The sequence below is a fragment of the Salinisphaera sp. C84B14 genome (genome assembly GCF_040361435.1).
GTDB lineage: Bacteria > Pseudomonadota > Gammaproteobacteria > Nevskiales > Salinisphaeraceae > Salinisphaera.
Genome location: NZ_APNL01000003.1, coordinates 217,645 through 243,687, shown reverse-complemented (window position 1 = coordinate 243,687; position 26,043 = coordinate 217,645). Strand labels below are relative to the sequence as shown.

Genomic DNA, 26,043 nt, shown 5'->3' with positions numbered 1-26,043 from the left:
CAGTTGTTTGTCGCCGCATTTCGATCTTCGCGATCCGTGAAATCTGCGGATCAGTTTTCAAAAGAATTCGCGGATAAAGGTTAGTTATGACGTTCAAGATCCAGACGCTGAACAATATCTCGGCCAAGGGGCTCGATCGCCTGCCGCGCGATCTCTACGAGATTGCCTCGGAGATGTCCAAGCCGGACGCCATCATCCTGCGCTCGCACAACATGCACGATATGGCGATCGCCGATTCCGTGCGTGCGATCGGGCGTGCCGGCGCCGGCGTGAACAACATTCCGGTCGCCGACATGAGCAAGCGTGGCGTGCCGGTGTTCAATGCGCCCGGCGCGAACGCCAACGCCGTGAAGGAGCTGGTACTGGCCGGCATGCTGCTCGCCTCGCGTAACCTGATGAGCGCCTGGAAGTACGTCGAGGAACTCACCTCCACCGGCGAAGAGCTCAAGAAGGAAGTCGAAGCCGGCAAGAAGCGCTTCAAGGGCGTGGAACTGCCGGGCCGCACGCTCGGCGTGGCCGGCCTCGGCGCCATCGGCGTGAACGTGGCCAACGCCGCCCAGGCGCTGGGCATGAGCGTGCAGGGTTTCGACCCGGGCATCACCGTCAACAACGCCTGGCGTCTTACCTCCAACGTTTCGCAGGCCTTGTCCATCGACGAACTGCTGTCGCGCTCCGACTATGTGTCGCTGCACGTGCCGCTGGTCGACGATACGCGCGGCCTGGTCGATGCCAAGCGCCTCAAGCTGATGCGCAAGGGCGCGGTGCTGCTCAACTTCTCGCGCGCCGAGATCGTCGATGAAGACGCCGTGCTCGCCGCGCTGGAAAACGGCCGCCTGAGCTACTACGTCTGCGATTTCCCCTCCGAGAAGCTGCGCGGACACGATCGCGTGATCACGCTGCCGCATCTGGGCGCCTCGACCGACGAAGCCGAAGACAACAGCGCGATGATGATCGCCGACCAGCTGCGCGACTATCTCGAAGTTGGCAACATCCGCAACTCGGTGAACTTCCCCGAGGCGATCATGCCGCCGACCGCGAGCGCCCATCGTCTGGCCGTGGTCAACCATAACGTGCCGAACATGGTCGGCCAGATCTCCTCGACGCTGGCCCGCCACGGGCACAACATCGCCGATCTGCTCAACAAGTCGAAGGGCGAGGTCGCCTACACGCTTGTGGATATCGATGCGCCGGTCGCCGATGAAGCCATCGAAGAGCTGCGCACCATCGAAGGCGTGCTGTGCGTGCGCTATCTGGGTGCCGTGGGTAGCGACGCGGCGTAAGCGATGAGTTCGTCGCAGGACAACTCGGACAACGAGGCGCTGGCCGGCGCACGCGAGCGTATCGATGCGCTGGATGCGCAAATCCAGGCGTTGATCGCCGAGCGTGCCGGTGTGGCGCTGGATGTTGCCCGCATCAAGGCCGAACGACAACGCACGGACTTCTATCGCCCCGAGCGCGAAGCCGACGTGCTGCGCCGGGTGGCCGAGCGCAACGACGGCCCGCTGGACGATGCCACCATCATGCGCCTCATGCGCGAAGTGATGTCGGCCTGTCTGGCGCTGGAATCGCCGTTGAAGGTGGCCTATCTGGGCCCCGAGGGCACCTATACCCAGGCCGCGGTCTACAAGCACTTCGGTCATTCGGTGCGAGCGATGCCGCTGCCGGCCATCGACGAAATCTTTCGCGAGGTCGAGGCCGGCAACGCCAATTTCGGCGTCGTGCCGGTCGAGAACTCGACCGAAGGCGTGGTCAGCCACACCCTCGACGAGCTGGTCGGCAGCTCGCTGCAGATCTGCGGCGAGGTCGCGCTGGCCGTCCATCATCATCTGCTGTCGAAGGCCGCGGATCTGACCGGGGTGAAGCGCGTGGTGGCCCATGCACAATCGCTGGCCCAGTGCCGCAAGTGGCTCGACCGGCAACTGCCGGGCGTGGTGCGCGAAGCGGTCTCCAGCAACGGCGAAGCGGCACGACGCGTGGCCGGCGAGAGCCAGGCCGCTGCCATCGCCGGGCGCGCCGCGTCCGAGTTCTACGAGTTGCCGATGCTGGCCTCGAACATCGAGGACGAGCCGAACAACACCACCCGTTTTCTCGTACTTGGCAAACAGCAGGTGCCGGCCACCGGCAACGACATGACCTCGATCCTGGTGGCCATCCGCAACCAGCCGGGCATGCTCCACCGCCTGCTCACGCCGGGCGCGGAGGCGGGCGTCGACCTCACCCGTATCGAATCGCGGCCGTCGCGGCGCCAGGCATGGGATTATAATTTCTTCATCGATCTGGAAGGCCATATCGACGAGCCGCGGGTACGTCAGGTGCTCGAGGCGATCGAATCCCAGGCCGCGATGCTCAAGGTGCTGGGCGCCTATCCGCGGGCGCCTATCCGCGGGCGGTCGACGTTTCGTCGACCTGATGTCGAGAATTAAATTCAAGCGTTAACCGATTGAAATAACATGGGTAAAAGCCTTAACGAACAGGCGCATGCCGGTATTCACGGCCTGCATGCCTATGTGCCCGGCAAACCGATCGATGACCTCAAGCGCGAGCTTGGGCTGACCTCGATCATCAAGCTGGCCTCCAACGAGAATCCGTTCGGCGTGGCGCCGGCGGTGACGCGGGCGTTCGCCGAGTTTCTGGAAAAAGGTGCATCGGATCTGCATCGCTACCCGGACGGGGGCGGCTATGCGCTCAAGCAGGACATCGCCGCCCGCCATGCGATCGAGCCGGAACGGGTCACGCTCGGCAACGGGTCCAACGACGTGCTGGAGCTCACGGCGCGGGTCTTTCTGGGCCCCGGCAAGAACGCGGTGTTTTCGCAGTACGCGTTCGCGGTCTATCCGATCGTCGCCCAGGCCGTGAACGCCGAGGTGCGCGAGGTGCCGGCGCTCGGGCCCGAGGCCGATATGCCCTATGGCCACGATCTCGACGCGTTTCTCGACCATATCGACGAAAACACCGGCGTCGTGTTCATTGCCAGCCCCAACAACCCTACCGGTACCTGGCTCGCACCGGACGCGATCGAAGCGTTCCTGCAGACGGTACCGCCCGGTGTGGTCGTGGTGCTCGACGAGGCCTATCTGGAATACCAGGCGGACAGCGAACGCCCCGATAGCCGCCAATGGCTGGAACGCTTCGAAAATCTTGTTGTTACGCGCACATTCTCGAAAATTTATGGGATGGCGGGGCTGCGCGTTGGCTATGCCCTGACCTCGGCCGCGGTCGCCGACTGGATCAACCGCATTCGCCAGCCGTTCAACGTCAACACGGTGGCGCTCCACTGTGCCCAGGCGGCGTTGGCGGATGAGGACTTCGTGGCTTATTCGATCCAGACCAACGCCGTGCAGCGTGCCTCGCTGGCCGACGAACTGGCGGCCCGGGGGCTGCGCTGCGTGCCGTCGCAGGCGAATTTCATCACCTTTGACTGCGGGCAGCCGTCGACGCCCGTGTATCGCGCGATGCTGCACGAAGGCGTGATCGTGCGACCGCTGGAAAGTTATGCAATGCCTGAGCATCTGCGCGTAACTGTCGGCAGCCAAAAAGAGAACCAGGTTTTTCTCGCGGCACTTGATAGCGTGCTCGAGCGCGCATGAGCCCGGATCGGCCAAGCCTGGATGAAGAACGAATCTGCGTAATCGGACTGGGTCTGATCGGCGGCTCGATCGTGCGCGCGCTTCAGGCCAAAGGTTTGGGCGATCGTATCGATGCGGTGGTGGCGGATGCCGACGAGGCGCGCCGGGCCCGCGAGCTCGGTTTGGCCGATGAGGCATCGACCGATATCGCGACGACCGTGGCCAAGGCGACGCTCGTGGTCGTGGCCGTGCCCATTGGCGCCATGGCCGGCGTGTTCGCGCGTCTGGCCACGGCGCTACCCGCGAATGCCGTGGTCACCGATACCGGGAGTACCAAGCTGAGCGTGATTCGCGAGGCACAGGCCGGTTTGGGTGAGAGCTTCGCCCGGTTCGTGCCGGGGCATCCTATCGCGGGCACCGAGCGTAGCGGCCTCGATGCGGGCTTCGCGGAATTGTTCGAGCAGCGCCGCGTGATTCTCACGCCGACGCTGGCGACCGAGCCGCAGGCGCTGGCCCGGGTTGAAGCACTGTGGCGGGCCGTGGGGGCACAGATCAGCGAAATGGACGGCGCGCACCACGATGAGGTGCTGGCCGCGACCAGTCATCTGCCGCATCTGCTGGCCTATACCCTGGTCGATACGCTGGCGCGGATGGCCGAACGTACCGAAATATTCGCGTACGCAGCCGGCGGTTTTGCCGACTTCACCCGGATCGCATCCAGTAGCCCCGACCTTTGGGCGGATATCGTGACCGCCAATCACGACGCGGTACTGCCGGTACTGGATCGCTATATCGGCGATCTGGCGGCGGTGCGCGCGGCGATTGCCGACGACGACCGCGACACGTTGGCGGCTACTTTCCTGCGCGCGAAGACCGCGCGCGACGGTTTTGCCATGAGGCGTTCCTGACATGCGTCGTTTTCATTTGCAGCCGGGCGGCGCCCTGCGTGGCGAGCTGCGCGTGCCGGGCGATAAGTCCATTTCGCACCGGGCGGTCATGCTCTCGGCCATCGCCGACGGGCGCTCGCGTATTACCGGCTTTCTGGAAAGTGCGGACTGTCTGGCGACCCTGCATGCCTTCCAGGCGATGGGCGTCATGTTCGAGCGTGACGGCGATGCGCTGATCGTCGACGGCCTGGGTCGCGACGGGCTGCAGGCGCCGCGGGCGCCGCTCGATCTGGGCAATTCGGGCACCTCCATGCGTTTGATGTCCGGCCTGATGGCCGGTCAGCGTTTCGATAGCCGTCTGGTCGGCGACGCCAGTCTTTCACGCCGGCCCATGGCGCGTGTGATCGAGCCGCTGACGCTCATGGGCGCGCGTATCGATGGCCAGGAAGGCGGGCGCGCGCCGCTCGAAATACACGGCGGGCAGGTGCTTAACGGCATCGACTACACGCCGCCGGTCGCCAGCGCCCAGATCAAATCCTGTGTACTGCTGGCCGGGCTGTATGTCCAGGGCACGACGCGGGTCACCGAGCCGGGCATCAGCCGCGACCATACCGAGCGCATGCTCTCCGCCTTTGGCGTGCGTATCGAACGCCAGGCGCACACGCTGTCCATTACCGGCGGCCAGGCGCTGCAGGCAGGCGATGTGGCGGTGCCGGCCGATCTGTCCTCGGCCGCGTTCTTCATGGTCGGCGCCAGTATTGCCGAATCCAGCGCGATCATGATGCCCGGCGTGGGCATCAACCCGACCCGACGCGGGGTAATCGACATCCTCAGCCGCATGGGCGCGGACATACGCCTGCACGACGAGCGTATCCAGGCCGGCGAGCCGGTGGCCGATATCGAAGTACGCAGTGCGTCGCTCAAGGGCATCGATATCGGCGGTGACGAAGTGGAGTTGGCCATCGACGAGTTCCCGGCGATATTCATTGCCGCCGCCTGTGCCGAGGGAACGACCCGTTTGACCGGCGCCGCGGAGCTGCGGGTCAAGGAATCGGATCGGATCGCGGTAATGGCCGACGGCCTGAGCCAGCTCGGCGTCGAGGTAAGCGTGGCCGACGACGGCCTTACGATCGTTGGCCGGGGCGCGGGCGCCGTATTCGGCGGCGGCCGTATCGCCAGCCACGACGACCATCGCATTGCCATGGCGTTTGCCATGGCCGCTCTGCGCGCGCATGCGCCTATCGAAATAGACGACTGTGATTTCGTGGATACCTCGTTTCCGGGGTTTCTGGCGCTGGCCGCCGGGGCCGGGCTGCAGATCGAAGCTAGCGAGGTATCGTCATGAACCATGCGCCGGTGATGACGCTGGACGGGCCGGGCGGTGCCGGCAAGGGCACGCTGGCCTCCGCGCTGGCGCGCGAGCTCGGCTGGTGGCTGCTCGACAGCGGTGCGCTGTATCGGCTGGTTGGCCTGGTCGCGCTGCGCGACGGGCTCGACGCTGGGCAGCCAGCCGACTGTGCCACGGCCGTGGCCGCGGCGCGCTCGCTGGACATGGTTTTCGAGCCGGATCGGGGCGCCGGCCAACGCGTGCTGCTGGCCGGTGAAGACGTCACCGACATCATTCGTACCGACGCGGTGTCGGATGCCGCCTCGAAATGGGCCGTGCAGCCGGACATCCGGGCCGCGCTGCTGGCGCGCCAGCGCGATTTCGCCGGCATGCCCGGACTCATCGCGGACGGCCGTGATATGGGCACGGTGATCTTCCCCGAAGCCGATCTGAAACTCTATATCACCGCCTCGGCCGAAGAGCGCGCCAATCGCCGGTTCGCGCAGTTGTCGGGCGCTAACGTTGATGCTAATCTTGACCGGATATATCGAGAGATATTGGAGCGGGACGCGCGCGATGCTTCGCGTGAAGTCGCGCCCCTGAAGCCGGCGGCCGATGCCCATGTCATCGATACGACCGGCGAAAGCGTGGCGACGTCACTGGAAAAAGTGCGTTGCCTTGTACGCGAAAAAGGCTGGATTTAAGCTGAATCCGGCTGTTTTGACTGGACCGGTCACGGCGCAATGTCGTTGACCGGATTGTTTTATCAACCACGGATGGCGCTCGCTTTTCTCAAGCGCCGTAGGATCTTTTCCCCTCATGTCTGAAAGTTTCGCCGAACTATTCGAGCAAAGTCTGCAGGGTCGCACCATGCAGCCCGGTTCCCTCATCAACGCCGAGGTGCTGGAAATCAAGAACGACGTGATCATCGTCGATGCCGGCCTCAAGTCGGAAGGCGTGATCCCGATCGACGAGTTCTACGACGATAACGGCGAAATCTCCGTTGCGGAAGGGGACAAGGTCGAAGTCGCACTGGAAGCCGTGGAAGACGGCTTCGGCGCCACGCGCCTGTCGAAGGAAAAAGCCCAGCGCATCCGTACCTGGGACTTCCTTACCGACGCCTACGAAAACAGCGAGTCCGTGGTCGGCCACATCAGTGGCAAGGTCAAGGGCGGTTACACCGTCGATGTCGGCAACATCCGTGCGTTCCTGCCGGGTTCGCTGGTCGACGTGCGTCCGGTTCGCGATACCACCTATCTCGAAGGCAAGCCGCTCGAGTTCCGCGTCATCAAGCTCGACCGCCTGCGCAACAACGTGGTCGTGTCGCGTCGTGACGTGCTCAAGGAAGAGTACAGCGAAGAGCGCAAGCAGCTGCTGGACACGCTCCAGGAAGGCATCGTGCTCAAGGGCATCGTCAAGAACCTGGTCGACTACGGCGCGTTCGTGGACCTGGGCGGTATCGACGGCCTGCTGCATATCACCGACATGTCGTGGAAGCGCATCAAGGATCCGACCGACGTCGTCAACGTGGGCGAGGAAGTCGAGGTCAAGGTGCTCAAGTTCGACCGTGAGCGCACCCGTGTATCGCTGGGCCTGAAGCAGCTCGGCGACGATCCGTGGGTCGATATCGCGCGTCGCTACCCGGAAAGCACCCGCCTGTTCGGTAACGTCACCAACATCACCGACTACGGTGCCTTCGTCGAGATCGAAGAAGGCGTCGAGGGCCTGGTGCACGTGTCCGAAATGGACTGGACCAACAAGAACGTCAATCCGGGCCAGATTGTCGACGTCGGCGACGAGGTCGAAGTCATGGTGCTGGAGATCGACGAAGAGCGTCGTCGTATCTCGCTGGGCATGAAGCAGTGCAAGTCCAACCCCTGGGAAGACTTTGCCGCCAACCATCAGCGCAACGACACCGTGCGCGGCCAGATCAAGTCGATCACCGACTTCGGTATCTTCGTGGGTCTGCCGGGCAACATCGACGGCCTGGTGCATCTTTCGGATCTGTCGTGGAACGACGCCGGTGAAGAAGTGGTGCGCGAATACTCGAAGGGCGACGAGGTCGAGGCCGTGGTGCTTTCGATCGACGCCGACCGCGAGCGCATCTCGCTGGGCATCAAGCAGCTGGCGCAGGATCCGATCGGTTCCTTCGTCGCGGACAATCCGAAGGGCAGCGTCGTTTCCGGCAAGATCGACACTGTCGATGCTCGCGGTGCGACCGTGGACCTGGGCAACGATGTCGTCGGTTACATCCGGGCGTCCGACATCTCCCGCGATCGCGTGGAAGATGCGCGTAGCGCGCTGTCGGAAGGCCAGGAAGTCGAAGCCCGCTTCGTCGGCGTCGACCGCCGTAACCGCACCATCAGCCTGTCGATTCGGGCCAAGGACGAAAAGGACGAGCAGCAGGCTATGCGCGACTACGCGGATACCGATGCTTCGACCGGCACCACCAGCCTTGGCGAGCTGCTCAAAGAGCAGATCGACGCCAGCGACCGCAACAACTAAAAATATCGCGGTCGAAAATAACGCGGGGCGCTTGCACGCGCCCCGCGTTTTAACTACCTTCTCATCAGGGGCGTGCCAAGGGGCATGATTCGGGGGCGGCGTTTCCAGGGAGAGGACGCTGGATGACTAAATCGGAGCTGATCGAACGGCTGGTCCAGCGTCAGGCGCATATGTCGCACCGTGACGTGGAACTGGCGGTAAAACTTCTACTCGACGACGTGATCGCCGAGCTGGCGGAAGGCGGCCGCGTGGAGATTCGTGGATTTGGCAGTTTTTCGGTTCACCATCGTCCTGCGCGGCGTGGTCGTAACCCGAAAACCGGCGAATCCGTCGACATTCCGCGCAAGTACGTGCCGCATTTCAAACCCGGCAAGGAATTGCGCGAACGGGTCAACACAAACCATTCATAGCTGGCTATAACCGCCTGTGTCGAAGGGCGGCGTCGCCCGCACAAGCAACGGGAATTAAATGCTACGCCTGATTCGTAATCTGATCGTGGTCGTGGGGCTCGTCTTGGGCGTGGCGTTCGGGTTCTTCAACTACGATCTGGTTTCGATCGATCTGCTCTGGACCACGACCGAAGCACCGCTGGTGGTTCTGCTCGTCGTGGCATTCGTTCTGGGCCTCGCCATCGCTGCCATCGTTTGTGTTGGCAAGATCACTCGGCTACGTGCTCAGCTCACGAGCGCGCGGCGTCGTCTCAAGGACGCCCAGACCGAGATATCCAATCTGCGGAGCATGCCCATTCACGATGCTTGATGGCATCTGGTTGGTTCTATTGGCTCTGCTGCCGCTGGCAGCGGCGTCCGGCTGGTATGTGCGGGGGCGCGCTGACGGCCGAGAGGAATCCACGCCACCGGTCAACGCCGACTATCTGCGCGGTATCAGCCAGCTCGTCAACGAAGACGCAGATCAGGCGATCGCCACCTTCGTACGCGTACTCGAGGTCGATAACGACACCGCGGAGACGCATCTGGCCCTGGGTAATCTGTTTCGTCGCCAGGGCGAGGTGGACCGCGCTCTGCGCATGCACCAGAACCTGGTCGCCCGGCCCAACCTGAAGGCCATCCATCGTAACCAGGCCCGCTACGAACTGGCCCAGGATTACCTGCGCGCCGGCGTGCTGGATCGTGCCGAAGGGCTGTTTCGCGAGCTGGCCGATCAGAATCTGTTCCTCGAACGCTCACTCTCGGGCCTGATCGCGATCTATGAACAGGAGCGCGACTGGGATCAATCCATCAGCACGACGCGGCGGCTGGAGACGGTACGCGGCACGTCGCTACGCCCGGTCATTGCCCAGTATTTCTGCGAGCTGGCGGAGCAGGCACGCAACGCCGGCCAGCGCGACGAAGCGCGCAACCATCTCAAGTCCGCGCGGCAATCCTTTCGCGACTGTGCGCGTGCGAGCCTGATCGGCGGGCTCATGGCAGAACAGGCCGAGGATTTTCGCGGCGCTATCCGCATCTATCGGCAGGTGATGCGCCAGGACGTCGACTTCATCAGTGAAATCATTGAACCGATGCGGCGTTGTTTCGACGCGCTCGACGATCCGTCCGGCTATGCCCAGTTCCTGCGCGAGCTGATGCCGCTCTACGACGGCGCGCACCCGCATGTGGCCTATGCGCGCTTTCTGCATCGACAACAGAAAACGGACGAGGCGATCGCGCATATCTCGCAGTATCTGCAGACCGAGCCGAACTGGATCGGTTTCTACCATCTGCTCGACCTGACCTGGTCGCAGACGCGCAGCACCCTCACCGGGCCGCTGGATAGCCTGCGCCAGTCGCTGGGCCAGATCATCGAGCGCCAGCCCACCTATCACTGCGGCCAGTGCGGCTTTTCCGGGCGCTATCTGCATTGGCAGTGCCCGAGCTGTCGACAGTGGAATACGATCGTGCCGACCCGCGACGTACGCCCGGTGGAGTCCGGGCCGGGTCGATCCGCACGCTAGCGACGCCGGCCACTACGGCGATACGGCGCGCTGCGCGCGGGTGTCGAACCGCGGGACCCGGCAAGCCGGCAAGGGCTGCGGTCCCCAACAAGGGCTCAGTAGCGGGCGTCTGCGGCCACCTGTTCGCGGCATTCGCGTTCCGACCAGGCGCGATGACAGGACTTCACCATTTGGTCCAGCAGCGCCCGCAGGCGTGCCTTGTCGAAGGCGTTCAGCTCGGTTGTTTGAAGCGCGGTGCGCAGCTGGTTGATGGCCGGGCCATAGGCGCCGCGCAACTCGTAGTATTTGGCCTGTCGATAGTAGGCCTCGCCGAGATTGCCCTGGTCGCCGGCCACGCGCGCGAGCATCTGTTGTGCGTCGGCGGATTGCTCGAGCAGGGCGCGGTCCTGCAATAGAAACGACCGTACGGCCTGCGCATCGCCGGTATCCATCAGGAACTCGGCATAGTCGAGCTTGACCGCGGCACTGTCGGGAAAGGCGGTCCGGGCCTGTTCGAGCAGCTCGCGTGCTTTTTGGGTCTGTCCGGACTGGCGACGGGCCTGGGCCAGGGCCAGGGTATAGGCGGCATGCGACGGCCCCTGGGTCGCCAGCGGCTCGAGCAGGGCAATGGCGTCATCGCTGCGGCCGAGCTGCAGCAGTGTGAGCGCATAGCCGTAGTCCAGGGCCGGCTTGGGGCCTTCGTCGCGGCGGCGCTGCTCGTAGTAGCGCAGCAGCTCACCGTACTGTTTGCTCACGAGCACGCGCGCGCGTTCCTTCATGAGCGCGTAGGTATCGCTCTCCTGCACCCGGGTATTGGCATAGTCGCGCGCGCGGACTTCGGCTTCGGCCATGCGTGTGTTGCTCACCGGATGCGACAGCAGGATATCGGGTAGCTGGTTGCCGTACAGGCGCGAGCGCCGCTGCATTTTCTCGAAGAAGCTTGCCATGGCGTCCGGGTCGAAACCCGATTCGGCCATGGTTCGTATGCCGATACGGTCGGCCTCGAACTCGTGGGCGCGGGTGAAGTTGGTCTGCTGCTGGTTGAGATTGGACACGCCGGCGGTCACCGCCGCGGTGAGGGCGTCCGGATCGCCGCCGCCGGCGATCGCGGCGACCAGAATGGCGGCTGCCGTCGCCCAGCCCATGCCGGAGGTTGCTTCGATCTGGCGGGCGATATGACGCTGGGTGACATGGGCCATTTCGTGGCCCATCACGCCGGCCAGCTCGCTTTCGTTGTCGGTTTCGGTAATCAGACCGGCGTTGATCCCGATATAGCCGCCCGGCAGCGCAAAGGCGTTGATTTGACCGCTATTGATCGGGTAGAACCGAAACGCGCTGGCATCGGCGTCGGTATGCTTGGCCAGGCGCGTTCCCACACGGGTGAGGTATTCGCGCAGCTGAACGTCCTCGATGATCAGATGGCGCGCCAGCAGCTGAGCCACAACCTGCAGCCCGACCTTCTGCTCTTCGGCTGGCGACATGTAGTTGTCCGCCGGCTGTCCGATGCTGGGCAGCTGGTAATCGCGCGCGCTCACGAGCGTGCTGACAGTCAACAGACAGGCCATCAGCAGGACCGAAAAACGGGTCGAGCGGTGCGAACCAAAAATCACGAGTGGGCCATGTTGGCAGCGGTTGGGCGCATGAACTTCAGACCCCAGATTAGCGTGTTTCGTTCATTCGATTAAACTGGCGCGATCAGAGAACTTCTGACTGAGCCATATACGTTTGTGCCCGTGTTTTGCAGACCAACGCATGTCCGTAACGTAAGTCGGCTTGGTGCCACTGGTAGTGCCACGTCTTGGCAGGGATGGGGCCGGCCCTGGCATGTCTGCCACCCGACGTACGACGCCTTTTCGAGGGGCAGCGCGATTGCTGTCATACAGCAGCGGTTCGCGCATGTTATTAATCCGGCATGAAAATAGAAGTTGTTTCGGGTTGATGACGTGCGTGTGCGAACGCATGAGCGCCGCGACCAGCGCCCGCGCAGCCATCGAAAGAAGCGACGCACAGGTGCCGGCATCTACTTTTCAATGACGTTGAAAAAAACAGACCGAGTCGCCTGCTTTATGGCCGGACTAATATTCAGCATGCGGGTTCGCAAACCGCGCGCCAGCACACAGGAGCCGACGTGCCGAAGCTATTGTTTTCTCCATTCGTCTTGACGCAAGGCGCGATGCCAGTCGGTACGCGGGGGCAGCGATGAACGTCGTGCGCGAATGGTTCAGCCGCCACTTCTCGGATCCGCAGGTGGTTGCACTCGCGTTGATTCTTGTCAGTGCGCTGGTGTTGGTGATGGTGTTCGGCACGCTGCTCACGCCGGTACTGGCTGCCGTCGTAGTGGCCTATCTGCTGGATTCACCGGTGCTCTGGCTCGAACGCGTCAACGTGCCCCGCTGGCTGGGCGCGGCCCTGTTGTCCACCGCGTTGTTGATCGGCGTGGTATGGGTGAGTTTCGCGCTGCTGCCGCTACTGACCCGTCAGGCCGGCCAGGTGCTCACCGAGGTCCCCAGTCTGATCAGTCGGGCGCAGGAATGGATTGCCGCTTTACCCGAGCGTTACCCGGCGCTGATCACCGACGACCAGATCAACGCCATGATCAACAGCATGACGTTCGATGTGGGCTCGCTACGCCAGACTGTGGTCAGCCGCTCGCTGGTGGTCGGCATGAGCCTGCTGTATCTGTCGGTCTACCTGTTGCTCGTGCCGCTCATGGTCTTCTTCATGCTGCGCGACAAGGCACTGATTCTGCGCTGGTTCGCGAATTTCGGCCCGCGCAACGGACGCCTGGTGCGCAACGTTTGGGCCGACGTGAACGCCCAGCTGGGCAACTACGTGCGTGGCAAGGCGCTGGAAATCGTGATCGTCTGGATTGCCGCCTATATCGTGTTCTCGCTGCTCGGGCTCAAGTACGCGATGCTGCTCTCCGCGCTGGTCGGCTTCTCGGTCCTGGTGCCCTATATCGGCGCGTTCGGCATGACCGTGCCGGTAATGCTGGTGGCGTATGCGCAGTGGGGCTTCGAGGCACAGACGGTATACGTGCTGATCGCCTACGCCATATTGCAGATGGTCGACGGCAATCTGCTGGTGCCCGTGCTCTTCTCGGAAGCGGTGGATCTGCATCCGGTGGCCATTATCACGGCGGTGCTCTTCTTCGGCGGTATATGGGGCTTCTGGGGCGTGTTCTTCGCGATCCCGCTGGCGACGGTGGTCCATGCCGTCATCAAGGCATGGCCGCGCAGAGAAGCCGTGCTGCCAGAGCTCGATAACGAGCGCGACGCTCAGGAGGCCTCGTAACTGTCGCCGCTCTCGCGCGGCGCCTCGCGCCCGGCGGGGCAGCGCCGGCCGGATGGGTGAGTTCAGCGTAAGCCAACAAGGGAACGCAGTCCCGATACCCCCATTCGGCGATCGCGGCTCGAACGGCCTCACAACCTCGTTCCGTGTTGGTTTACGGCCTGCGGCCTAAACCAACCTACGCGGCAACGCGCCGGTTCCGGTGCGTGTTAACGCCGGATCGATTAGAGTCTGCAACCGACCGCCGATAGCGCGAATGAAGACCCCGAAGGCCGGGCAGGGCGTAGGTTGGATTAGCGCAGCGTAATCCAACATAAGAACGCAGCCCCCGATCCCAATCCGGCGATCGCGGCTCGAATCGCTCGGAGGATCAGTTTCCCTGCGGGCTTACCGCCTGTCGACAAGGGCCTGGCCGGCGCAGAGGCCGGCCAGGGGGCAGGGTAGTACTCAGGCCGCGGCGGCCGGTTCCAGCAGTTCGATCCAGTGACGCACCGGCACGCCGGCGGCGGATTCCAGATGCAGCTGGCAGCCGATATTGGCGGTCACGATGACGTCCGGCTCGCCCGCCTGCAGCGACGCCAGCTTGTTCGAGCGCAGCTCGTTGGCCATGGTCGGCTGCAGGATGGAATAGGTCCCGGCCGAGCCGCAGCACAGGTGCGGATCGCGGACGTGGGTCAGTTGATAACCCGCCTGGGTAAGAATTTCGGCGACGTTGTCGTGCAGCTGCGGTGCATTCTGCAGCGTGCACGGCGGGTGGTAGGCCACCTGTCGGCCGTGGCCGAGGTCGCCAAGCTGGCTGAGGTCTTCTTCGGCAAGCACGTCGCTCAAATCGCGCGCCAGCGCCGATACGCGCGCGGCTTTCTCGGCGTATTCCGGGTCGTTGCGCAGCATATGCCCGTACTCGACCACCGAGGCACCACAGCCGCTGGCGGTGAGCACGATCGCCTCGGCGCCGTCCTCGATATAGGGCCACCAGGCGTCGATGTTACGGCGTGCGAAGTCGTTGGCCTCTTCGCGATGTGACAGATGCTGGGAAAGCGCGCCACAGCAGCCGCTGGCCTTGGGTGCAACCAGGCGCACACCCAGCTGGGAGAAGATGCGCGCCGCATGGGCATTGGTATTGGGCGCGGCGACCGGCTGCACGCAACCGTCGAGCACGAGCATGGTGCGTTGTGCATTCTCGGCCTTGGGCCATGCCAGGGCCTTACGCCGCGGCGGCATCTTCTGCTTGAGCGGCGCGAGCGGGCCCATCAGCAGCGGCTTGAACAGATGGCCGAGGGCGAAAAAGAAGGCGAAGCGGTTGCGATAGGCCACGATATGGCGCAACAGCCAGCGCAGCACGCGTTCGTGGCGCGGGCGCTCGACCTGCTGCTCGACCAGTTCGCGGCCGATATCGGCGAGCTTGGCGTATTCCACGCCCGACGGACAGGTGGTTTCGCAGGCGCGACAGGTCAGGCAACGGTCCAGATGCGTCTGCGTCTTCTGCGTCGGTTTCTCGCCTTCGAGTACCTGCTTGATCAGATAGATACGCCCGCGCGGGCTATCGCGTTCGTCGCCCAGCAACTGATAGGTGGGACAGGTCGCGGTACAGAAACCGCAGTGCGTACAGGCACGCAGAATACGATCGGCTTCTTGGCCGTCCGGGGTATCACGCAATTGCGGGATGATGGAAGTCTGCATGGTAAAGGCTCGTCTAAAGCTCGGGGTAGATACGGCCCGGATTCAGGATGCCGGCCGGATCCATGGATTTTTTCAGGCGCTGTTGCAGGGCCAGGATCGATTCGCCCATCGGATGAAAGCGCGGTTGCGCATCGCCGCGATAGACCGTGGCATGGCCGCCGGCGTCCTTGACGACACGACGCAGGGCCACGGCCTCCATATCGGTCTGCACCCAGCGCTGGGCGCCGCCCCAGTCGATCACACAATCGCCGTCGATATCGAGCATGGCGGCGGCCGGGGGCAGGGAAACACGCCACAGCGGGCGATCGTCGCTCGCAAAGAAGGGACGCTCGTGCTCACGTACCGCGCGCCAGAACGAGGTGTCGTCGTCGAGCGTTTCGCCGCCGAGCTTCTCGCAGGCGGAGTCCACCGACGATGTCGCCCCGGCCAGTCGCAGATACGTCTTGCCGTCTTCCCAGTAGGCCGCGGTGATGGGCCAGGGTTTGCGCTGCCAGTCGCTGATCTGCTGGAGCGCCTGGGCAGCGCTGTGTTCGAACACCCGCGTAATCTGGGTACGCGCGACGGGCAGCACCTTCAGGCTCACGTCGAGCAACACGCCCAGGGTGCCGTAGGCGCCGGCCATCAGCCGCGACAGGTCGTACCCGGCCACGTTCTTCATCACCTCGCCGCCGAAGCGCAGTATCTGGCCCTGGCCGTTGATGATCCGACAGCCCAGCACGAAGTCGCGTGCCGCGCCGGCGAAAGGCCGCGCCGGGCCGGACAGGCCGGTGGCGATGGTCCCGCCCAGGGTGGCGTTGGCGCCGAAATGCGGCGGCTCGAAGGCCAGCATCTGGTGCGCGTCGGCCAATACCTTTTCTAGCTCGGCCAGCGGCGTGCCCGCGCGCGCGGTCATCACCAGTTCGCCGGGCTCGTAGTTCACCACGCCGGCATGGCCGGTCACATCGAGGGTTTCGCCATCGACGGCTTCGCCGAGGAAATCCTTGCTGCCGCTGCCGCGCAGATGCAACGGCGTGGCGTGGGCGAACGCCTCGGTTACGCGCTCGCTCAGTTGTTGGCTCTGATCGGCAGAGGTCGTCACAGTCGCTCCAGTTCTGGGAAGGGCAGTTCACCGTTATGTACGTGCATGGCACCGAATTCGGCACAGCGGTGCAGCGTGGGCACGGCCTTGCCAGGATTGAGCAGACCCTTGCTATCGAACGCCTGCTTGACGGCATGGAACTGGGTCAGTTCGTCCGGCGGGAACTGCACGCACATCTGGTCGATCTTTTCCACGCCCACGCCGTGTTCGCCGGTGATCGTGCCGCCGTGTTCCAGGCACAGTTCGCATATCGCGCCGCCGAATTCCTCGGTGCGCTCCAGCTCGCCCTCGATGTTCGCATCGTAGAGAATCAGCGGGTGCAGGTTGCCGTCGCCGGCATGAAAGACGTTGGCGACACGCTGCCCGTATTTCTTGGACAGCTCGCCGATGCCGATCAGTACGTCGGCCAGCGCCTTGCGCGGGATGGTGCCATCCATGCAGTAGTAGTCCGGCGAAATCCGGCCCATGGCCGGAAACGCCGCCTTGCGGCCGGCCCAGAAGATGGCGCGCTCGGCGTCGTCGCGCGACACCCTAACTTCGGTCGCGCCTTCGCGTTCGACCACCTCGCGTACGTCGGCGATATGCTCGTCCACCTCGGCATGGGTGCCGTCGACTTCGCACAGCAGAATCGCCGCGGCGTCGGTCGGATAGTCGGCGTGCACGAACTCTTCGGTGGCCACGATCGCAGGGTTATCGAGCATTTCCAGCCCGGCCGGCACGATACCCGCCTGAATGATCGCCGCGACGGCGTCGCCGGCCTTGCGCACGTCGTCGAAGGCAGCGAGCACGACCTGGGCACGTTCGGGCTTGGGCAGCAGTTTGACCACCACCTGGACGATCACGCCCAGCAGGCCTTCCGAGCCGGTCATCAGCGCGAGCAGATCGTAGCCGGGCGTATCCAGCGCCTCGCTGCCGATGGTCATGCGCTCGCCTTCGACGGTCACGATCTCAAGCTCGATGATGTTGTGCGTGGTCAGACCGTATTTCAGGCAGTGCACGCCGCCCGAGTTTTCGGCCACGTTGCCGCCGATCGAACAGGCGATCTGCGAGGAGGGATCGGGGGCGTAGTACAGGCCGAGATCCGATACCGCTTCCGAAATCGCGAGATTGCGGACGCCGGGCTGAACCGTGGCGCGGCGGTTGGCGGTATCGATATCCAGAATCTGTTTGAACTTGGCCAGCGACAACAGCACGCCGTTTTCCATCGGCAGGGCGCCGCCGGACAGGCCGGTGCCGGCACCGCGGGCGACAACGGCCACGTCATTGGCGTAGCAGACCTGCATGGCGATCTGTACCTGCTCGATCGTCTCGGGCAGCACCACGATCATCGGCAGCTTGCGATAGGCGGACAGGCCATCGCATTCGAAGGGGCGCAGATCCTCTTCGGCATGCAGTACGACGTGTTCCGGGAGTTTGGCGACCAGCTTGTCGATCAGCTGGGCCTTGTCGGGGCGCGAAGCAAGCACCTGTTCCGCGGCGTCCGCGATAGCGGTATCGGCCATGGGCGATCTCCGAAAAAAAGGGGCGAGGGGGCGCGGCCGAACGGCCGCTGCGTCGCTAGATTATCGGGTTCAAAGTTTATCAGAGGCGTAGTGGGCCAGCCGCGAGCGCTCGCCTCTGGCAAGCGTTACGTGGCCGGCATGACGCCAGTTGCGGAAGCGATCTACGACATTGGTCAAACCCGAGGTCGTTTCCGTGAGATAGGGCGTATCGATCTGGGCCAGGTTGCCCAGGCACACGAACTTGGTGCCCGGCCCGGCGCGCGTGATCAGGGTCTTCATCTGCTTGGGGGTAAGGTTCTGCGCCTCGTCGAGGATGACGAAGCGTTCCAGGAACGTACGCCCGCGCATGAAGTTGACCGAGCGAATCTTGATGCGCTTGGCCAGCAGTTCGTTGGTGGCGGCCCGTTCCCAGTCGGAGCCGCCGCCGGTACCGGTCAGCACTTCGAGGTTGTCCATGAGCGCGCCCATCCAGGGCGTCATTTTCTCTTCCTCGGTACCGGGCAGAAAGCCGATATCGTCGCCTACCGGCACGGTCACGCGGGTCATGATGATTTCGCGATAGCGCGACTCGTCCAACGTCTGCGCCAGGCCGGCGGCCAGGGTGAGCAGGGTCTTGCCGGTGCCGGCCGCACCCAGCAGGGTGACGAAATCGATATCCGGGTCCATGAGCAGGTTCAAGGCGAAGTTCTGTTCGCGGTTGCGTGCATGCACGCCCCAGACCGACTGCTTGCCCACGCGATAATCCTGGGCGAGTTCGAGCACGGCGCTGTCGCCCTCGATTTCGCGGGTGATCAGCTCGATATCGTTTTCGTGGTCGAAATGCAGCAGCTCGTTGAGATGCCAGTCGGCGATCTGCGGGCCGCGCAGGCGGTAGAAGGCGTTGCCGGCCTCCTGCCAGGACTCCATGGTCTGCCCGTGCGTATCCCAGAAATCGTCGGGCAGGGTGGCATGACCGGTATAGAGCAGGTCGAGGTCTTCGAGGACCTTGTCGTTGATGTAGTCCTCGGCCTCGATACCGATGACCGACGCCTTGATGCGCAGGTTGATGTCCTTGGACACCAGTACCACTTCTGACTCGCCGAAGACGTTACGCAGCGCCAGCGCGCTTAGCAGGATTGAGTTGTCGGCCTTGTTGCCGGGCAGCATTGCCGGCAGGGCGCCTTCGGCGGGTCGGGTTTCGAAATACAGCCGGCCGCTGGCATGGGGCGCGTCGTCCTTGCGGTGGCCGTTGAACTCGATGCCGGCGTTCAGCGCCAGCCCGGCGTCGATTTCCGAATGCGTCTTGTGCGCCATCAGTTCGTCGAGGAAACGACTCACCTGGCGCACGTTGCGTGCGACTTCCGATACGCCTTTCTTGCCGGCATCCAGTTCTTCGAGCACCACCATCGGAATGAAGATGTCGTGTTCCTGAAAGCGAAACAGCGCAGTCGGATCGTGCATGAGCACGTTGGTGTCGAGAACGAACACGCGGCGGGACATAGCGATTCCCTTGGGTTTGGATGCGCGAATGGGCGATGGGTCAGTCGAGTGCGCGCACGCAGTCGAGCACTTCCTGGGCGTGCTCGGCTACCTTGACGCCGCGCCAGACCTGGCGCACTACGCCGTCGCCATCGATAACGAACGTGCTGCGCTCGATGCCGATATGCGTGCGCCCGTACATGTTCTTTTCCTTGAGCACGCCGAAGGCGTTGCAGAGCTTTTCGTCGGCATCGCTGATCAGATCGAAGGGAAAGTCGTACTTGGCACGAAAGTTCTCGTGCTTGCGCAGGGAATCGCGGGAGACGCCCACGATATCGGCGCCGGCGGCCTGGAACTGGTCATACAGATCGCGAAAGGCCTCGCCTTCCTGGGTGCAGCCCGGCGTGTTGTCGCGCGGATAGAAATAAAGCACGAGCGTACGACCGGCAAAGTCCGATAGCGCAAGCTTCTTGTCGCCGGTGGCGGGTGCCGAAAAGGCGGGGGCGCGTTCCTTGGGTTGCAGCGTCATGGTCGCGAAGAACTCCGGTAATACAGCGGTAATGCAACGTGATGGGCGGTTATGTCTTGATCGGGTCGAGCAGGCCGTCGGCGTGCAGGTCGTCACAGACGTCCATGAAGGCATCGCGCAAGGTCTGCGGGTGATGCGTGGTGGGCACGTTGACCGCGAGGTGCATGGTGCACATCAGCGCGCCGGTCAGGCCGGATTCATACGACTGGGCGCTGATTTCGACCACCTGCGTGCCCTGGTCGGTGAAAAAGTCGAGCAGTTCGCCGAGCAGGCCCGCCTGCTGCGGCGCCACCACTTCGGCGGCATAGGGACGAAAATCGGGCTGTGATGCCGGCGGTCGGGCATGCTCGAACTGCACGGATACACCCAGGTGCTCGGCAAGGCCGGGCAGGGCGCTTTCCATTTTGCCCATGGCGCTCCAGTTGCCCCGCAACAGCATCGAGGCCGAAAACTGGTCGCCCAGCGGCGTGATGCGGCATTCGCTGATCTCGCAGCCGCGGCGGGCGATCGCGCCGACCAGGTCGCGCGCGAGGTTGTCGCGATTGCTACCCAGCGCCACGATCGACAGATATTTCTTGATTTCCGGCATGAGCCTGACGTTGTCCTGCAACCGATGAGCGGTCGTAAAAGCCGGCTATGGTAGCACTACACGTTATGTGTTCACGTGGTTACAATGCGCGCCCAATCGCTGTAGGAGAGAACAGTGGCGCAGGCAAACGCACAACTGGGTGGCAGCATGGTGGCGATCGTTACGCCCATGCATGCCGACGGCAGTGTCGACTGGGATAGCTTCGAGCGACTCATCGACTGGCATATCGCCGAGGGCACCGACGGTATCGTCGCGGTGGGTACCACCGGCGAGTCGGCCACGCTCGGCTTTTCCGAGCATGACGAAGTGATCGAACGCACGGTCGAGCTGGTCGACAAGCGGGTTCCGGTGATCGCCGGCACCGGCGGCAACGCCACCGACGAAGCGATCCGCCTGACGCGTCATGCCAAGCGTGCCGGTGCCGATGCCTGTCTGCTGGTATGTCCCTACTACAACAAGCCGACACAGGAAGGGCTCTACCGTCATTTTCATGCCATTGCGATGGCGGTGGATATTCCGCAGGTGCTCTACAACGTGCCGAGCCGCACCGGCGTGGACATGCTGCCGGAGACGGTCGCGCGCTTGGCGCATATCGATAACATCGTCGCACTCAAGGAAGCGAAGGGCTCGATCGAGCGTATCCACGCCCTGATCGAGGAAGTTGGCGACGGGATCGATATCTTCACCGGCGATGACGGGACCGCCATGGAATCGATGCTTGTCGGTGGCAAGGGCGACATTTCGGTTACCGCCAACGTGGCGCCGCGCCTGATGCATGAAATGTGTGCGGCGGCCATTGCCGGTGATCGCCAGAAAGCCGAAATGCTCGATGCCAAGCTGCAGCCGCTGCACAGCGCACTGTTTCTGGAGCCGAACCCGATCGCCGTGAAGTGGGCGTTGTACCAGATGGGTTATATCGGCCCGGGTATCCGTCTGCCCATGACGCCGCTGGCGGACCATTTCCACCAGCCCGTGCTCGATGCCTTGAAGTCGATGGGGCTGCTCGACGAAAAAGCCTGAATCGACTAGGCGGCCGTTGTGATCCGCTCGGTTTTATCCTATGGTGAAGTCATCATATCGAACGAGCCTTAGGCTCTTATAACACGCTATGCGCAAGTTTCTGATCGTAGCCGCACTCATTGTGTTTTCCGCGCCCGGCGCCGTCTGGGCACAGTCGGCCACCGATGGTGCGTCCGACAGCACGGGCGCTGCCGGTAATGGCGCGGCGGGCAATGGCAGTGTTGCTGGCGGTGGTGCCGCGGGCTCGAGTGCCGCCGTGAGCAGCTCGGCCGTGCTCGCCGGTGTGGGTGCCGCAGCCGTGGTTGGCGGCGCGCTGGCGCTATCCAACAGCGGTGGCAGCAGCGACGACGATGTGGTGACGACGGGCACCACCGGTACCACTGGTACGAATTAAACCGCCGTTCGTCGACTTATTCTTGCGGTTTATCCGGCGAGCCGGTAAATTCGCGTACAAGGCTACAAATTCAGCCGTTCACGGGAGTGATGTGATGAAAAATATTCTTGCGGCAACCGCTATTGCCATGTTCGTAGCTTCGCCGATGGCCCTGGCTCAGGGCGCGTCCGGTTCGCAGGGCAGCACCGGTGGCGTGGCCTCGGGCGGCGCAGCAGGCGCTGGCGGCGCTGCGGTCACCAGCGGTGCCATCATCGCGGGTGTCACCACGGCCGCCCTGATCGGCGGCGTCGTCGCTTTGTCGAACAGCAACGACGACGACGAAGTGATCAACGTGCCGGCGACGGGCACCACGGGTACCACCCCGTAGTATCCGCGCATGAAACGCCTTAAAGGGCTTTTCATTGAAGGCCGCCTTCGGGCGGCCTTTCTGTGTGTGCTTGTTGTGCCGGGCGTCGTATTGCTTGCCGGCTGCGCGGATGCGCGGCGGGGCGGTAGCCCGTTCGTATCGACTTTTGCCTCGGTCCTGCCGGGCGGCGGTGGCGATGTCGGCAAGCAGGCGGCCGCCATACCCTATGCCTCGGTGGATCTGTCGGTGGACGGGCGCGGCGGTCTGCTCATCCTCGCCGAAACCACGGACGAGCTGACGTTCTGGCAATCGAGCACGCGCGAAACCATCGTGCTGCGCGACGGCTATCCGGAATCGACCCGGGGATTGAAGACCGATCTGCTTTATAGCCGTATGGGTAATGCATCCGCTTCGCAGCAGGCGCCCTGGGAAACGGCGCCCGCAGATGGAACGACTGCGGTCGACTACTCGGTGGAACGAGGTTGGCGGGATGCGCAGGGCCGCGAACGCGCCGCCGCCGGCCAGGCAAGTTTTACCTGCGCGGCACGAACCGAATCCAAACAGTTGCCGCTGACCCGTATCGATCTGACCCGGTGTGTGGAAACGGTGGCCTGGGCCAATGGCGCAAAGACACGGTCGGTGCTCTGGCGCAACCCGCAAACAAATCGCATTTGGGCAGGCGATGTGGCGGCGTGGCCCGGTGGGCTTAGAATATCCTGGAACGTCGCGCGGCCTTGGTGGTAACGCGAATATTTGGCGCGAACTGTCGCGTGATTTGGGGAGAAGCAGGGCATGCAAAGCCGCGTCAAAAGGGCCGGGCACGATCGGCGCGTGCGTTGGGTCCATACCTGTAGCGTTATTGCACTCTGTCTGAGCTTTGCTTGCCATGGCCAGCAAAGCGATGCGGCGACCACCGACGATACCCCGTTGCCCGCTTCCGCCGCTTCGGCGGGTTTCACGACCGTGCTCGACGCATGGCTGGCGTTTCCGTCGCTGGCCCAAAGCAGCGCCCCCTACAGTTATTTACGCGCCGGGCCCACCGCCGAGCGTGTCCGTATCAAGCGCGACGACTTGTTTCGCGAGCTCGAGGACCTGCGCTGGCGCCTGGAAGGCAACGGTTACACGAAACTTGTAGCAGCGCTTGACCAGTGGAAGTCGCGGCTGGCACAGCTTGCCGTGTTCAGAGAGCCCGGCGACTGGAGCCCGGCCTCGCTGATGGCGCAGCCCCTGCGTAATCCACCCATCGGTGAGGTTGCAGCTATCGGTGCCTGCGAGGTGCCGGACTGGGTCGAGATCTGGTCGGCGGACGGCGTGCGACGTACCCCGTGGCGCACGGGGTTGACGTTGTCCGGGTTGGCTAAGAGCGATGCCATGAATGTGCAAGGAATAAAGGTCGCGAGCGTGGTCTCACCCACCGGCGATGTGCGCCGCTACGGCCAGGCGGCCTTCAACAAAACCGACACGGCGTTGCTGCCGGGCGCGCGCGTGGTTTTGCCGCTTCCCCTGGGCGGCGAGGCCTTTCCCTGGATTCGCAACACCATTGCGGAAATACTGGCGCATGCGCCCTCGGGTGAAAACTGTTCCGAGATGCGGCTCGCACAAGCCGGGGGCGTGCAATGAGTCATCAATTGCAAAAGGTCGGCCGCCTGCGGCAACACGTTTGCGCGTTGTGCGGCTCGCTGCTGGTTTGTCTGCCGGCGGCACACGTCTGTGCCGAAGAGTCGGATGTGCCGGACAGCGACGTCGCGCCGGTGTTCCAGGCCGATTACGGCGGTGTTGGGTTGCTGGAAACGCCCACTGCCCGTATGGCCCCGGTGGGGACCTTTTCCTTCACCTATAGTGAAGTCGACCCCTATACCCATTACGGGTTCAGCTTCCAGCCCTTCGAATGGATGGAAGCGGGTTTTCGTTACACCCAGATCGGTAACCGGCTGTACGGGCGTTCCATCGCGGGCGATCGTGACTACCTGGATAAAGGCGTCGACGTAAAATTCTCGCTTCTCGACGAGCGTGCCTATACCCCGGAAGTCTCACTCGGCTTTCGAGACTTCGGCGGTACCGGCTTGTTCGGTAGCGAGTATCTCGTCGCCAACAAGCGTTGGTACGACTTCGACTTCAGCCTCGGCCTCGGCTGGGGCTACCTGGGCTCGCGCGGCGATTTCGGTAATCCGATCGGGGTGTTCTCCGAACAGTACAAGGAGCGCATCGACGAAGACACCGGCCAGGGCGGCGACTTCAACCTCAAGCAGCTGTTCTCCGGACGGACCAGCGTTTTTGGCGGTATCCAGTACCACACGCCGTTCGAACCGTTGACGTTGCAGGTCGAATACGAAGGCAACGATTACGAGAGCGAACCGCTCAACAACCCCCAGGAACAGGATTCGCCGATCAACGTGGGGGCGCGCCTGCAGGTCAACGACTACCTGACGCTTTCGGCGGCCTGGGAGCGCGGCAATACGGCCATGCTGGGTGCCACGCTCAGCGTCAATCTGGCCACCATCACCCAGCCCAAGAGCGATCCCGCACCGGTCGCTGTCGGCGAGCCGGGTGCGGCAAGCGCACAGGGCCAAGGCTGGGACGAAGCTGCGAAGCAGCTATCGGCAAATGCGGGTATCCGCACGCGCCGTATTTCACGCGACGGCGATTCGCTGGTGGTCGAAGGCTCGCCCAATCGGTATCGCAACACGGCTGAAGCAGAGCTGCGAGCCAACCGTATCCTGCACAATTTTGCCGATCCCGATATCGAGCGGTTCCGTTATCGCTGGGTGGACCGGGGTATCGTCACCCGTGAAGACTCGCTGCCGCGCGCCCCGCTGCCCGCCGATCCGTTCATCATCAATCCGGGCAGCGTGTTCAGCGACGAGGACTATCGTTTCGGCGTGGCCTCGGTCGCTTCCTCAAGCCAGCGCGCCCAGCGCGAAACCGAGCAGCCGCTATACGACGACTTCGGCGAGGTGTTCAGCTGGCGCTTTTCCCCCGGTTTTCGCCAGAACTACGGCGGCCCGGACGGCTATCTCTACCAGGTGCTCGCCAAGCTCGATACCCAGCTCAAGACCGACGATCACGGCTGGTTCTCCGGCACGCTCGGCTACACGCTGCTGGATAACTTCGACCAGTTCGACTATACCGCCGACTCGGATCTGCCCCGTGTACGCACCTTCGTTGCCCAGTATCTCGACGAAACCGAGCTGGGCATCTACAACCTCCAGTACACCCGGACCGCTCGCCTTGCCGACAACTGGTTCGGCATGGCCTATGCCGGCTACCTGGAACAGATGTACGCGGGCGCGGGCGGCGAGATCATGTATCGCCCGTTCAATAGCCGCGTAGCGCTGGGTCTTGATGCCAACTGGGTGCGCCAGCGCGATTTCGATACCCAGTTCGGTTTGCGCGACTACGAAACCTGGGTCGGCAACGCCACCGCCTATATCGATACCGGGATCAAGGACGTACTCGCGAAAGTCAGCGTCGGCCGCTATCTGGCCGAGGATATCGGTACCACCATCGATTTTTCGCGCGAGTTCGAATCCGGCGTCAGACTGGGCGCCTATGCAACCTTTACCGATGCCGGCGACGACTACGGCGAGGGCGGCTTCGACAAGGGCATTTACCTGAGCATGCCGCTCGACCTGTTCTTCAACAAGTCTTCGCGCGGCTATGCCGCGGTGGGCTGGCAGCCGCTCACGCGTGATGGTGGTGCCCAGCTGGCACGCCGTTACTCGCTGTACGGCCTGACCAGCATGCGCGCAATCGACGACTACTGGGAAAGCTACGAGGACGTCAAACGCTGATGGGCGCAGCCGATACGTGTGCATGCTCAAAGGCGAGGGCAGTGATAGGATGCGCCCAGCGGGCGGCGCGACATCGCGTATGCCCAGGCGCCGATTTAGTGGAGTATTCGTGAAAAAATTGCTTCTTCCCGTGTTCGCGACGGGCCTGCT

At 63.4% G+C, this 26,043-nt stretch carries 24 protein-coding genes; 17 read left to right on the top strand and 7 right to left on the bottom strand.

Annotated elements, in window-relative coordinates:
- Positions 1–86: 86 nt before the first annotated feature.
- The 10 genes from C84B14_RS03960 to lapB all read left to right on the top strand — a co-directional run bounded on the left by C84B14_RS03960 (position 87) and on the right by lapB (position 10,236).
- Positions 87–1,280 (top strand): phosphoglycerate dehydrogenase, encoded by a 1,194-nt coding sequence (locus C84B14_RS03960; protein ID WP_353222006.1) that lies wholly within the window; start codon positions 87–89, stop codon positions 1,278–1,280.
- Between the two features lie 3 nt (positions 1,281–1,283).
- Complete coding sequence (gene pheA / locus C84B14_RS03955; protein WP_353222004.1) at positions 1,284–2,423, top strand: prephenate dehydratase; 1,140 nt, start codon at positions 1,284–1,286, stop codon at positions 2,421–2,423.
- 27 nt (positions 2,424–2,450) lie between these two features.
- Positions 2,451–3,587, top strand: coding sequence for a histidinol-phosphate transaminase (gene hisC / locus C84B14_RS03950; protein ID WP_353222002.1), 1,137 nt, complete (start codon positions 2,451–2,453; stop codon positions 3,585–3,587).
- Complete coding sequence (locus C84B14_RS03945; protein WP_353222000.1) at positions 3,584–4,474, top strand: prephenate dehydrogenase; 891 nt, start codon at positions 3,584–3,586, stop codon at positions 4,472–4,474. Before hisC ends, C84B14_RS03945 begins: the two co-directional genes overlap by 4 nt.
- Position 4,475: 1 nt before the next feature.
- Positions 4,476–5,798: a 3-phosphoshikimate 1-carboxyvinyltransferase gene (aroA, locus tag C84B14_RS03940; RefSeq protein ID WP_353221998.1), complete on the top strand. Its 1,323-nt coding sequence runs from the start codon at positions 4,476–4,478 to the stop codon at positions 5,796–5,798.
- Positions 5,795–6,484, top strand: coding sequence for a (d)CMP kinase (gene cmk, locus C84B14_RS03935; RefSeq protein ID WP_353221997.1), 690 nt, complete (start codon positions 5,795–5,797; stop codon positions 6,482–6,484). Before aroA ends, cmk begins: the two co-directional genes overlap by 4 nt.
- A 115-nt stretch (positions 6,485–6,599) precedes the next feature.
- Entirely contained in the window at positions 6,600–8,285 is a 1,686-nt protein-coding gene (rpsA, locus tag C84B14_RS03930) for a 30S ribosomal protein S1 (RefSeq protein ID WP_348766127.1), read from the top strand.
- A 122-nt stretch (positions 8,286–8,407) separates the two neighbouring features.
- Entirely contained in the window at positions 8,408–8,695 is a 288-nt protein-coding gene (locus tag C84B14_RS03925) for an integration host factor subunit beta (protein ID WP_006913502.1), read from the top strand.
- Between the two features lie 58 nt (positions 8,696–8,753).
- Positions 8,754–9,044 (top strand): lipopolysaccharide assembly protein LapA domain-containing protein, encoded by a 291-nt coding sequence (locus C84B14_RS03920; RefSeq protein WP_348766126.1) that lies wholly within the window; start codon positions 8,754–8,756, stop codon positions 9,042–9,044.
- Positions 9,037–10,236: a lipopolysaccharide assembly protein LapB gene (gene lapB, locus C84B14_RS03915; RefSeq protein ID WP_353221994.1), complete on the top strand. Its 1,200-nt coding sequence runs from the start codon at positions 9,037–9,039 to the stop codon at positions 10,234–10,236. Before C84B14_RS03920 ends, lapB begins: the two co-directional genes overlap by 8 nt.
- A gap of 95 nt (positions 10,237–10,331) precedes the next feature.
- Here the strand turns inward: lapB and C84B14_RS03910 are convergent, their stop codons facing one another.
- Positions 10,332–11,825 carry a M48 family metalloprotease gene (locus C84B14_RS03910; RefSeq protein WP_353221992.1) on the bottom strand — a complete coding sequence of 498 codons (1,494 nt, stop codon included), beginning with the start codon at positions 11,823–11,825 and terminating at the stop codon, positions 10,332–10,334.
- A 589-nt stretch (positions 11,826–12,414) separates the two neighbouring features.
- Between C84B14_RS03910 and C84B14_RS03905 the strand changes: the two genes are divergently transcribed.
- Positions 12,415–13,509 carry an AI-2E family transporter gene (locus C84B14_RS03905; RefSeq protein ID WP_353221990.1) on the top strand — a complete coding sequence of 365 codons (1,095 nt, stop codon included), beginning with the start codon at positions 12,415–12,417 and terminating at the stop codon, positions 13,507–13,509.
- A 444-nt stretch (positions 13,510–13,953) separates the two neighbouring features.
- Here the strand turns inward: C84B14_RS03905 and glcF are convergent, their stop codons facing one another.
- From glcF to C84B14_RS03875, 6 genes are all read right to left on the bottom strand, one after another.
- Positions 13,954–15,186: a glycolate oxidase subunit GlcF gene (gene glcF, locus C84B14_RS03900; RefSeq protein ID WP_353221988.1), complete on the bottom strand. Its 1,233-nt coding sequence runs from the start codon at positions 15,184–15,186 to the stop codon at positions 13,954–13,956.
- 13 nt (positions 15,187–15,199) lie between these two features.
- Positions 15,200–16,264 (bottom strand): glycolate oxidase subunit GlcE, encoded by a 1,065-nt coding sequence (gene glcE, locus C84B14_RS03895; protein WP_353221986.1) that lies wholly within the window; start codon positions 16,262–16,264, stop codon positions 15,200–15,202.
- Positions 16,261–17,766: an FAD-linked oxidase C-terminal domain-containing protein gene (locus C84B14_RS03890; RefSeq protein WP_348766120.1), complete on the bottom strand. Its 1,506-nt coding sequence runs from the start codon at positions 17,764–17,766 to the stop codon at positions 16,261–16,263. Before C84B14_RS03890 ends, glcE begins: the two co-directional genes overlap by 4 nt.
- A gap of 69 nt (positions 17,767–17,835) precedes the next feature.
- The gene (locus tag C84B14_RS03885; RefSeq protein ID WP_353221984.1) at positions 17,836–19,245 is read right to left on the bottom strand and encodes a PhoH family protein; all 1,410 of its coding nucleotides are present in this window, start codon (positions 19,243–19,245) and stop codon (positions 17,836–17,838) included.
- Positions 19,246–19,285: 40 nt separating this feature from the next.
- A complete protein-coding gene (locus C84B14_RS03880; RefSeq protein WP_348766118.1) occupies positions 19,286–19,753 on the bottom strand; it encodes a peroxiredoxin in 468 nt (155 codons plus the stop codon).
- 49 nt (positions 19,754–19,802) lie between these two features.
- Positions 19,803–20,342, bottom strand: a complete 540-nt coding sequence (locus C84B14_RS03875; RefSeq protein ID WP_348766117.1) for a glycine cleavage system transcriptional repressor — start codon at positions 20,340–20,342, stop codon at positions 19,803–19,805.
- Between the two features lie 147 nt (positions 20,343–20,489).
- Here C84B14_RS03875 and dapA point away from each other — a divergent pair, with 147 nt between their 5' ends.
- The 6 genes from dapA to C84B14_RS03845 all read left to right on the top strand — a co-directional run bounded on the left by dapA (position 20,490) and on the right by C84B14_RS03845 (position 25,893).
- Entirely contained in the window at positions 20,490–21,362 is an 873-nt protein-coding gene (gene dapA / locus C84B14_RS03870) for a 4-hydroxy-tetrahydrodipicolinate synthase (RefSeq protein WP_353222058.1), read from the top strand.
- An 88-nt stretch (positions 21,363–21,450) separates the two neighbouring features.
- Entirely contained in the window at positions 21,451–21,756 is a 306-nt protein-coding gene (locus C84B14_RS03865) for a hypothetical protein (protein ID WP_353221982.1), read from the top strand.
- Positions 21,757–21,850: 94 nt separating this feature from the next.
- Positions 21,851–22,123 (top strand): hypothetical protein, encoded by a 273-nt coding sequence (locus C84B14_RS03860; protein ID WP_348766115.1) that lies wholly within the window; start codon positions 21,851–21,853, stop codon positions 22,121–22,123.
- Between the two features lie 9 nt (positions 22,124–22,132).
- Positions 22,133–22,846, top strand: a complete 714-nt coding sequence (locus tag C84B14_RS03855; protein ID WP_353221980.1) for a YjbF family lipoprotein — start codon at positions 22,133–22,135, stop codon at positions 22,844–22,846.
- A 48-nt stretch (positions 22,847–22,894) separates the two neighbouring features.
- The gene (locus tag C84B14_RS03850) at positions 22,895–23,722 is read left to right on the top strand and encodes a hypothetical protein (protein WP_353221978.1); all 828 of its coding nucleotides are present in this window, start codon (positions 22,895–22,897) and stop codon (positions 23,720–23,722) included.
- Positions 23,719–25,893 carry a YjbH domain-containing protein gene (locus C84B14_RS03845; protein WP_353221977.1) on the top strand — a complete coding sequence of 725 codons (2,175 nt, stop codon included), beginning with the start codon at positions 23,719–23,721 and terminating at the stop codon, positions 25,891–25,893. The genes C84B14_RS03850 and C84B14_RS03845 overlap by 4 nt, the downstream gene beginning before the upstream one ends.
- The last annotated feature ends 150 nt before the right edge of the window (positions 25,894–26,043 follow it).

What these genes read in the sequence shown, in the direction of transcription:
- C84B14_RS03960 (WP_353222006.1), top strand. Translation starts at nt 87, where the DNA reads ATGACGTTCAAGATCCAGACGCTGAACAATATCTCGGCCAAGGGGCTC.
- pheA (WP_353222004.1), top strand. Translation starts at nt 1,284, where the DNA reads ATGAGTTCGTCGCAGGACAACTCGGACAACGAGGCGCTGGCCGGCGCA.
- hisC (WP_353222002.1), top strand. Translation starts at nt 2,451, where the DNA reads ATGGGTAAAAGCCTTAACGAACAGGCGCATGCCGGTATTCACGGCCTG.
- C84B14_RS03945 (WP_353222000.1), top strand. Translation starts at nt 3,584, where the DNA reads ATGAGCCCGGATCGGCCAAGCCTGGATGAAGAACGAATCTGCGTAATC.
- aroA (WP_353221998.1), top strand. Translation starts at nt 4,476, where the DNA reads ATGCGTCGTTTTCATTTGCAGCCGGGCGGCGCCCTGCGTGGCGAGCTG.
- cmk (WP_353221997.1), top strand. Translation starts at nt 5,795, where the DNA reads ATGAACCATGCGCCGGTGATGACGCTGGACGGGCCGGGCGGTGCCGGC.
- rpsA (WP_348766127.1), top strand. Translation starts at nt 6,600, where the DNA reads ATGTCTGAAAGTTTCGCCGAACTATTCGAGCAAAGTCTGCAGGGTCGC.
- C84B14_RS03925 (WP_006913502.1), top strand. Translation starts at nt 8,408, where the DNA reads ATGACTAAATCGGAGCTGATCGAACGGCTGGTCCAGCGTCAGGCGCAT.
- C84B14_RS03920 (WP_348766126.1), top strand. Translation starts at nt 8,754, where the DNA reads ATGCTACGCCTGATTCGTAATCTGATCGTGGTCGTGGGGCTCGTCTTG.
- lapB (WP_353221994.1), top strand. Translation starts at nt 9,037, where the DNA reads ATGCTTGATGGCATCTGGTTGGTTCTATTGGCTCTGCTGCCGCTGGCA.
- C84B14_RS03905 (WP_353221990.1), top strand. Translation starts at nt 12,415, where the DNA reads ATGAACGTCGTGCGCGAATGGTTCAGCCGCCACTTCTCGGATCCGCAG.
- glcF (WP_353221988.1), bottom strand. Translation starts at nt 15,186, where the DNA reads ATGCAGACTTCCATCATCCCGCAATTGCGTGATACCCCGGACGGCCAA.
- C84B14_RS03890 (WP_348766120.1), bottom strand. Translation starts at nt 17,766, where the DNA reads ATGGCCGATACCGCTATCGCGGACGCCGCGGAACAGGTGCTTGCTTCG.
- C84B14_RS03885 (WP_353221984.1), bottom strand. Translation starts at nt 19,245, where the DNA reads ATGTCCCGCCGCGTGTTCGTTCTCGACACCAACGTGCTCATGCACGAT.
- C84B14_RS03880 (WP_348766118.1), bottom strand. Translation starts at nt 19,753, where the DNA reads ATGACGCTGCAACCCAAGGAACGCGCCCCCGCCTTTTCGGCACCCGCC.
- C84B14_RS03875 (WP_348766117.1), bottom strand. Translation starts at nt 20,342, where the DNA reads ATGCCGGAAATCAAGAAATATCTGTCGATCGTGGCGCTGGGTAGCAAT.
- dapA (WP_353222058.1), top strand. Translation starts at nt 20,490, where the DNA reads ATGGTGGCGATCGTTACGCCCATGCATGCCGACGGCAGTGTCGACTGG.
- C84B14_RS03865 (WP_353221982.1), top strand. Translation starts at nt 21,451, where the DNA reads ATGCGCAAGTTTCTGATCGTAGCCGCACTCATTGTGTTTTCCGCGCCC.
- C84B14_RS03860 (WP_348766115.1), top strand. Translation starts at nt 21,851, where the DNA reads ATGAAAAATATTCTTGCGGCAACCGCTATTGCCATGTTCGTAGCTTCG.
- C84B14_RS03855 (WP_353221980.1), top strand. Translation starts at nt 22,133, where the DNA reads ATGAAACGCCTTAAAGGGCTTTTCATTGAAGGCCGCCTTCGGGCGGCC.
- C84B14_RS03850 (WP_353221978.1), top strand. Translation starts at nt 22,895, where the DNA reads ATGCAAAGCCGCGTCAAAAGGGCCGGGCACGATCGGCGCGTGCGTTGG.
- C84B14_RS03845 (WP_353221977.1), top strand. Translation starts at nt 23,719, where the DNA reads ATGAGTCATCAATTGCAAAAGGTCGGCCGCCTGCGGCAACACGTTTGC.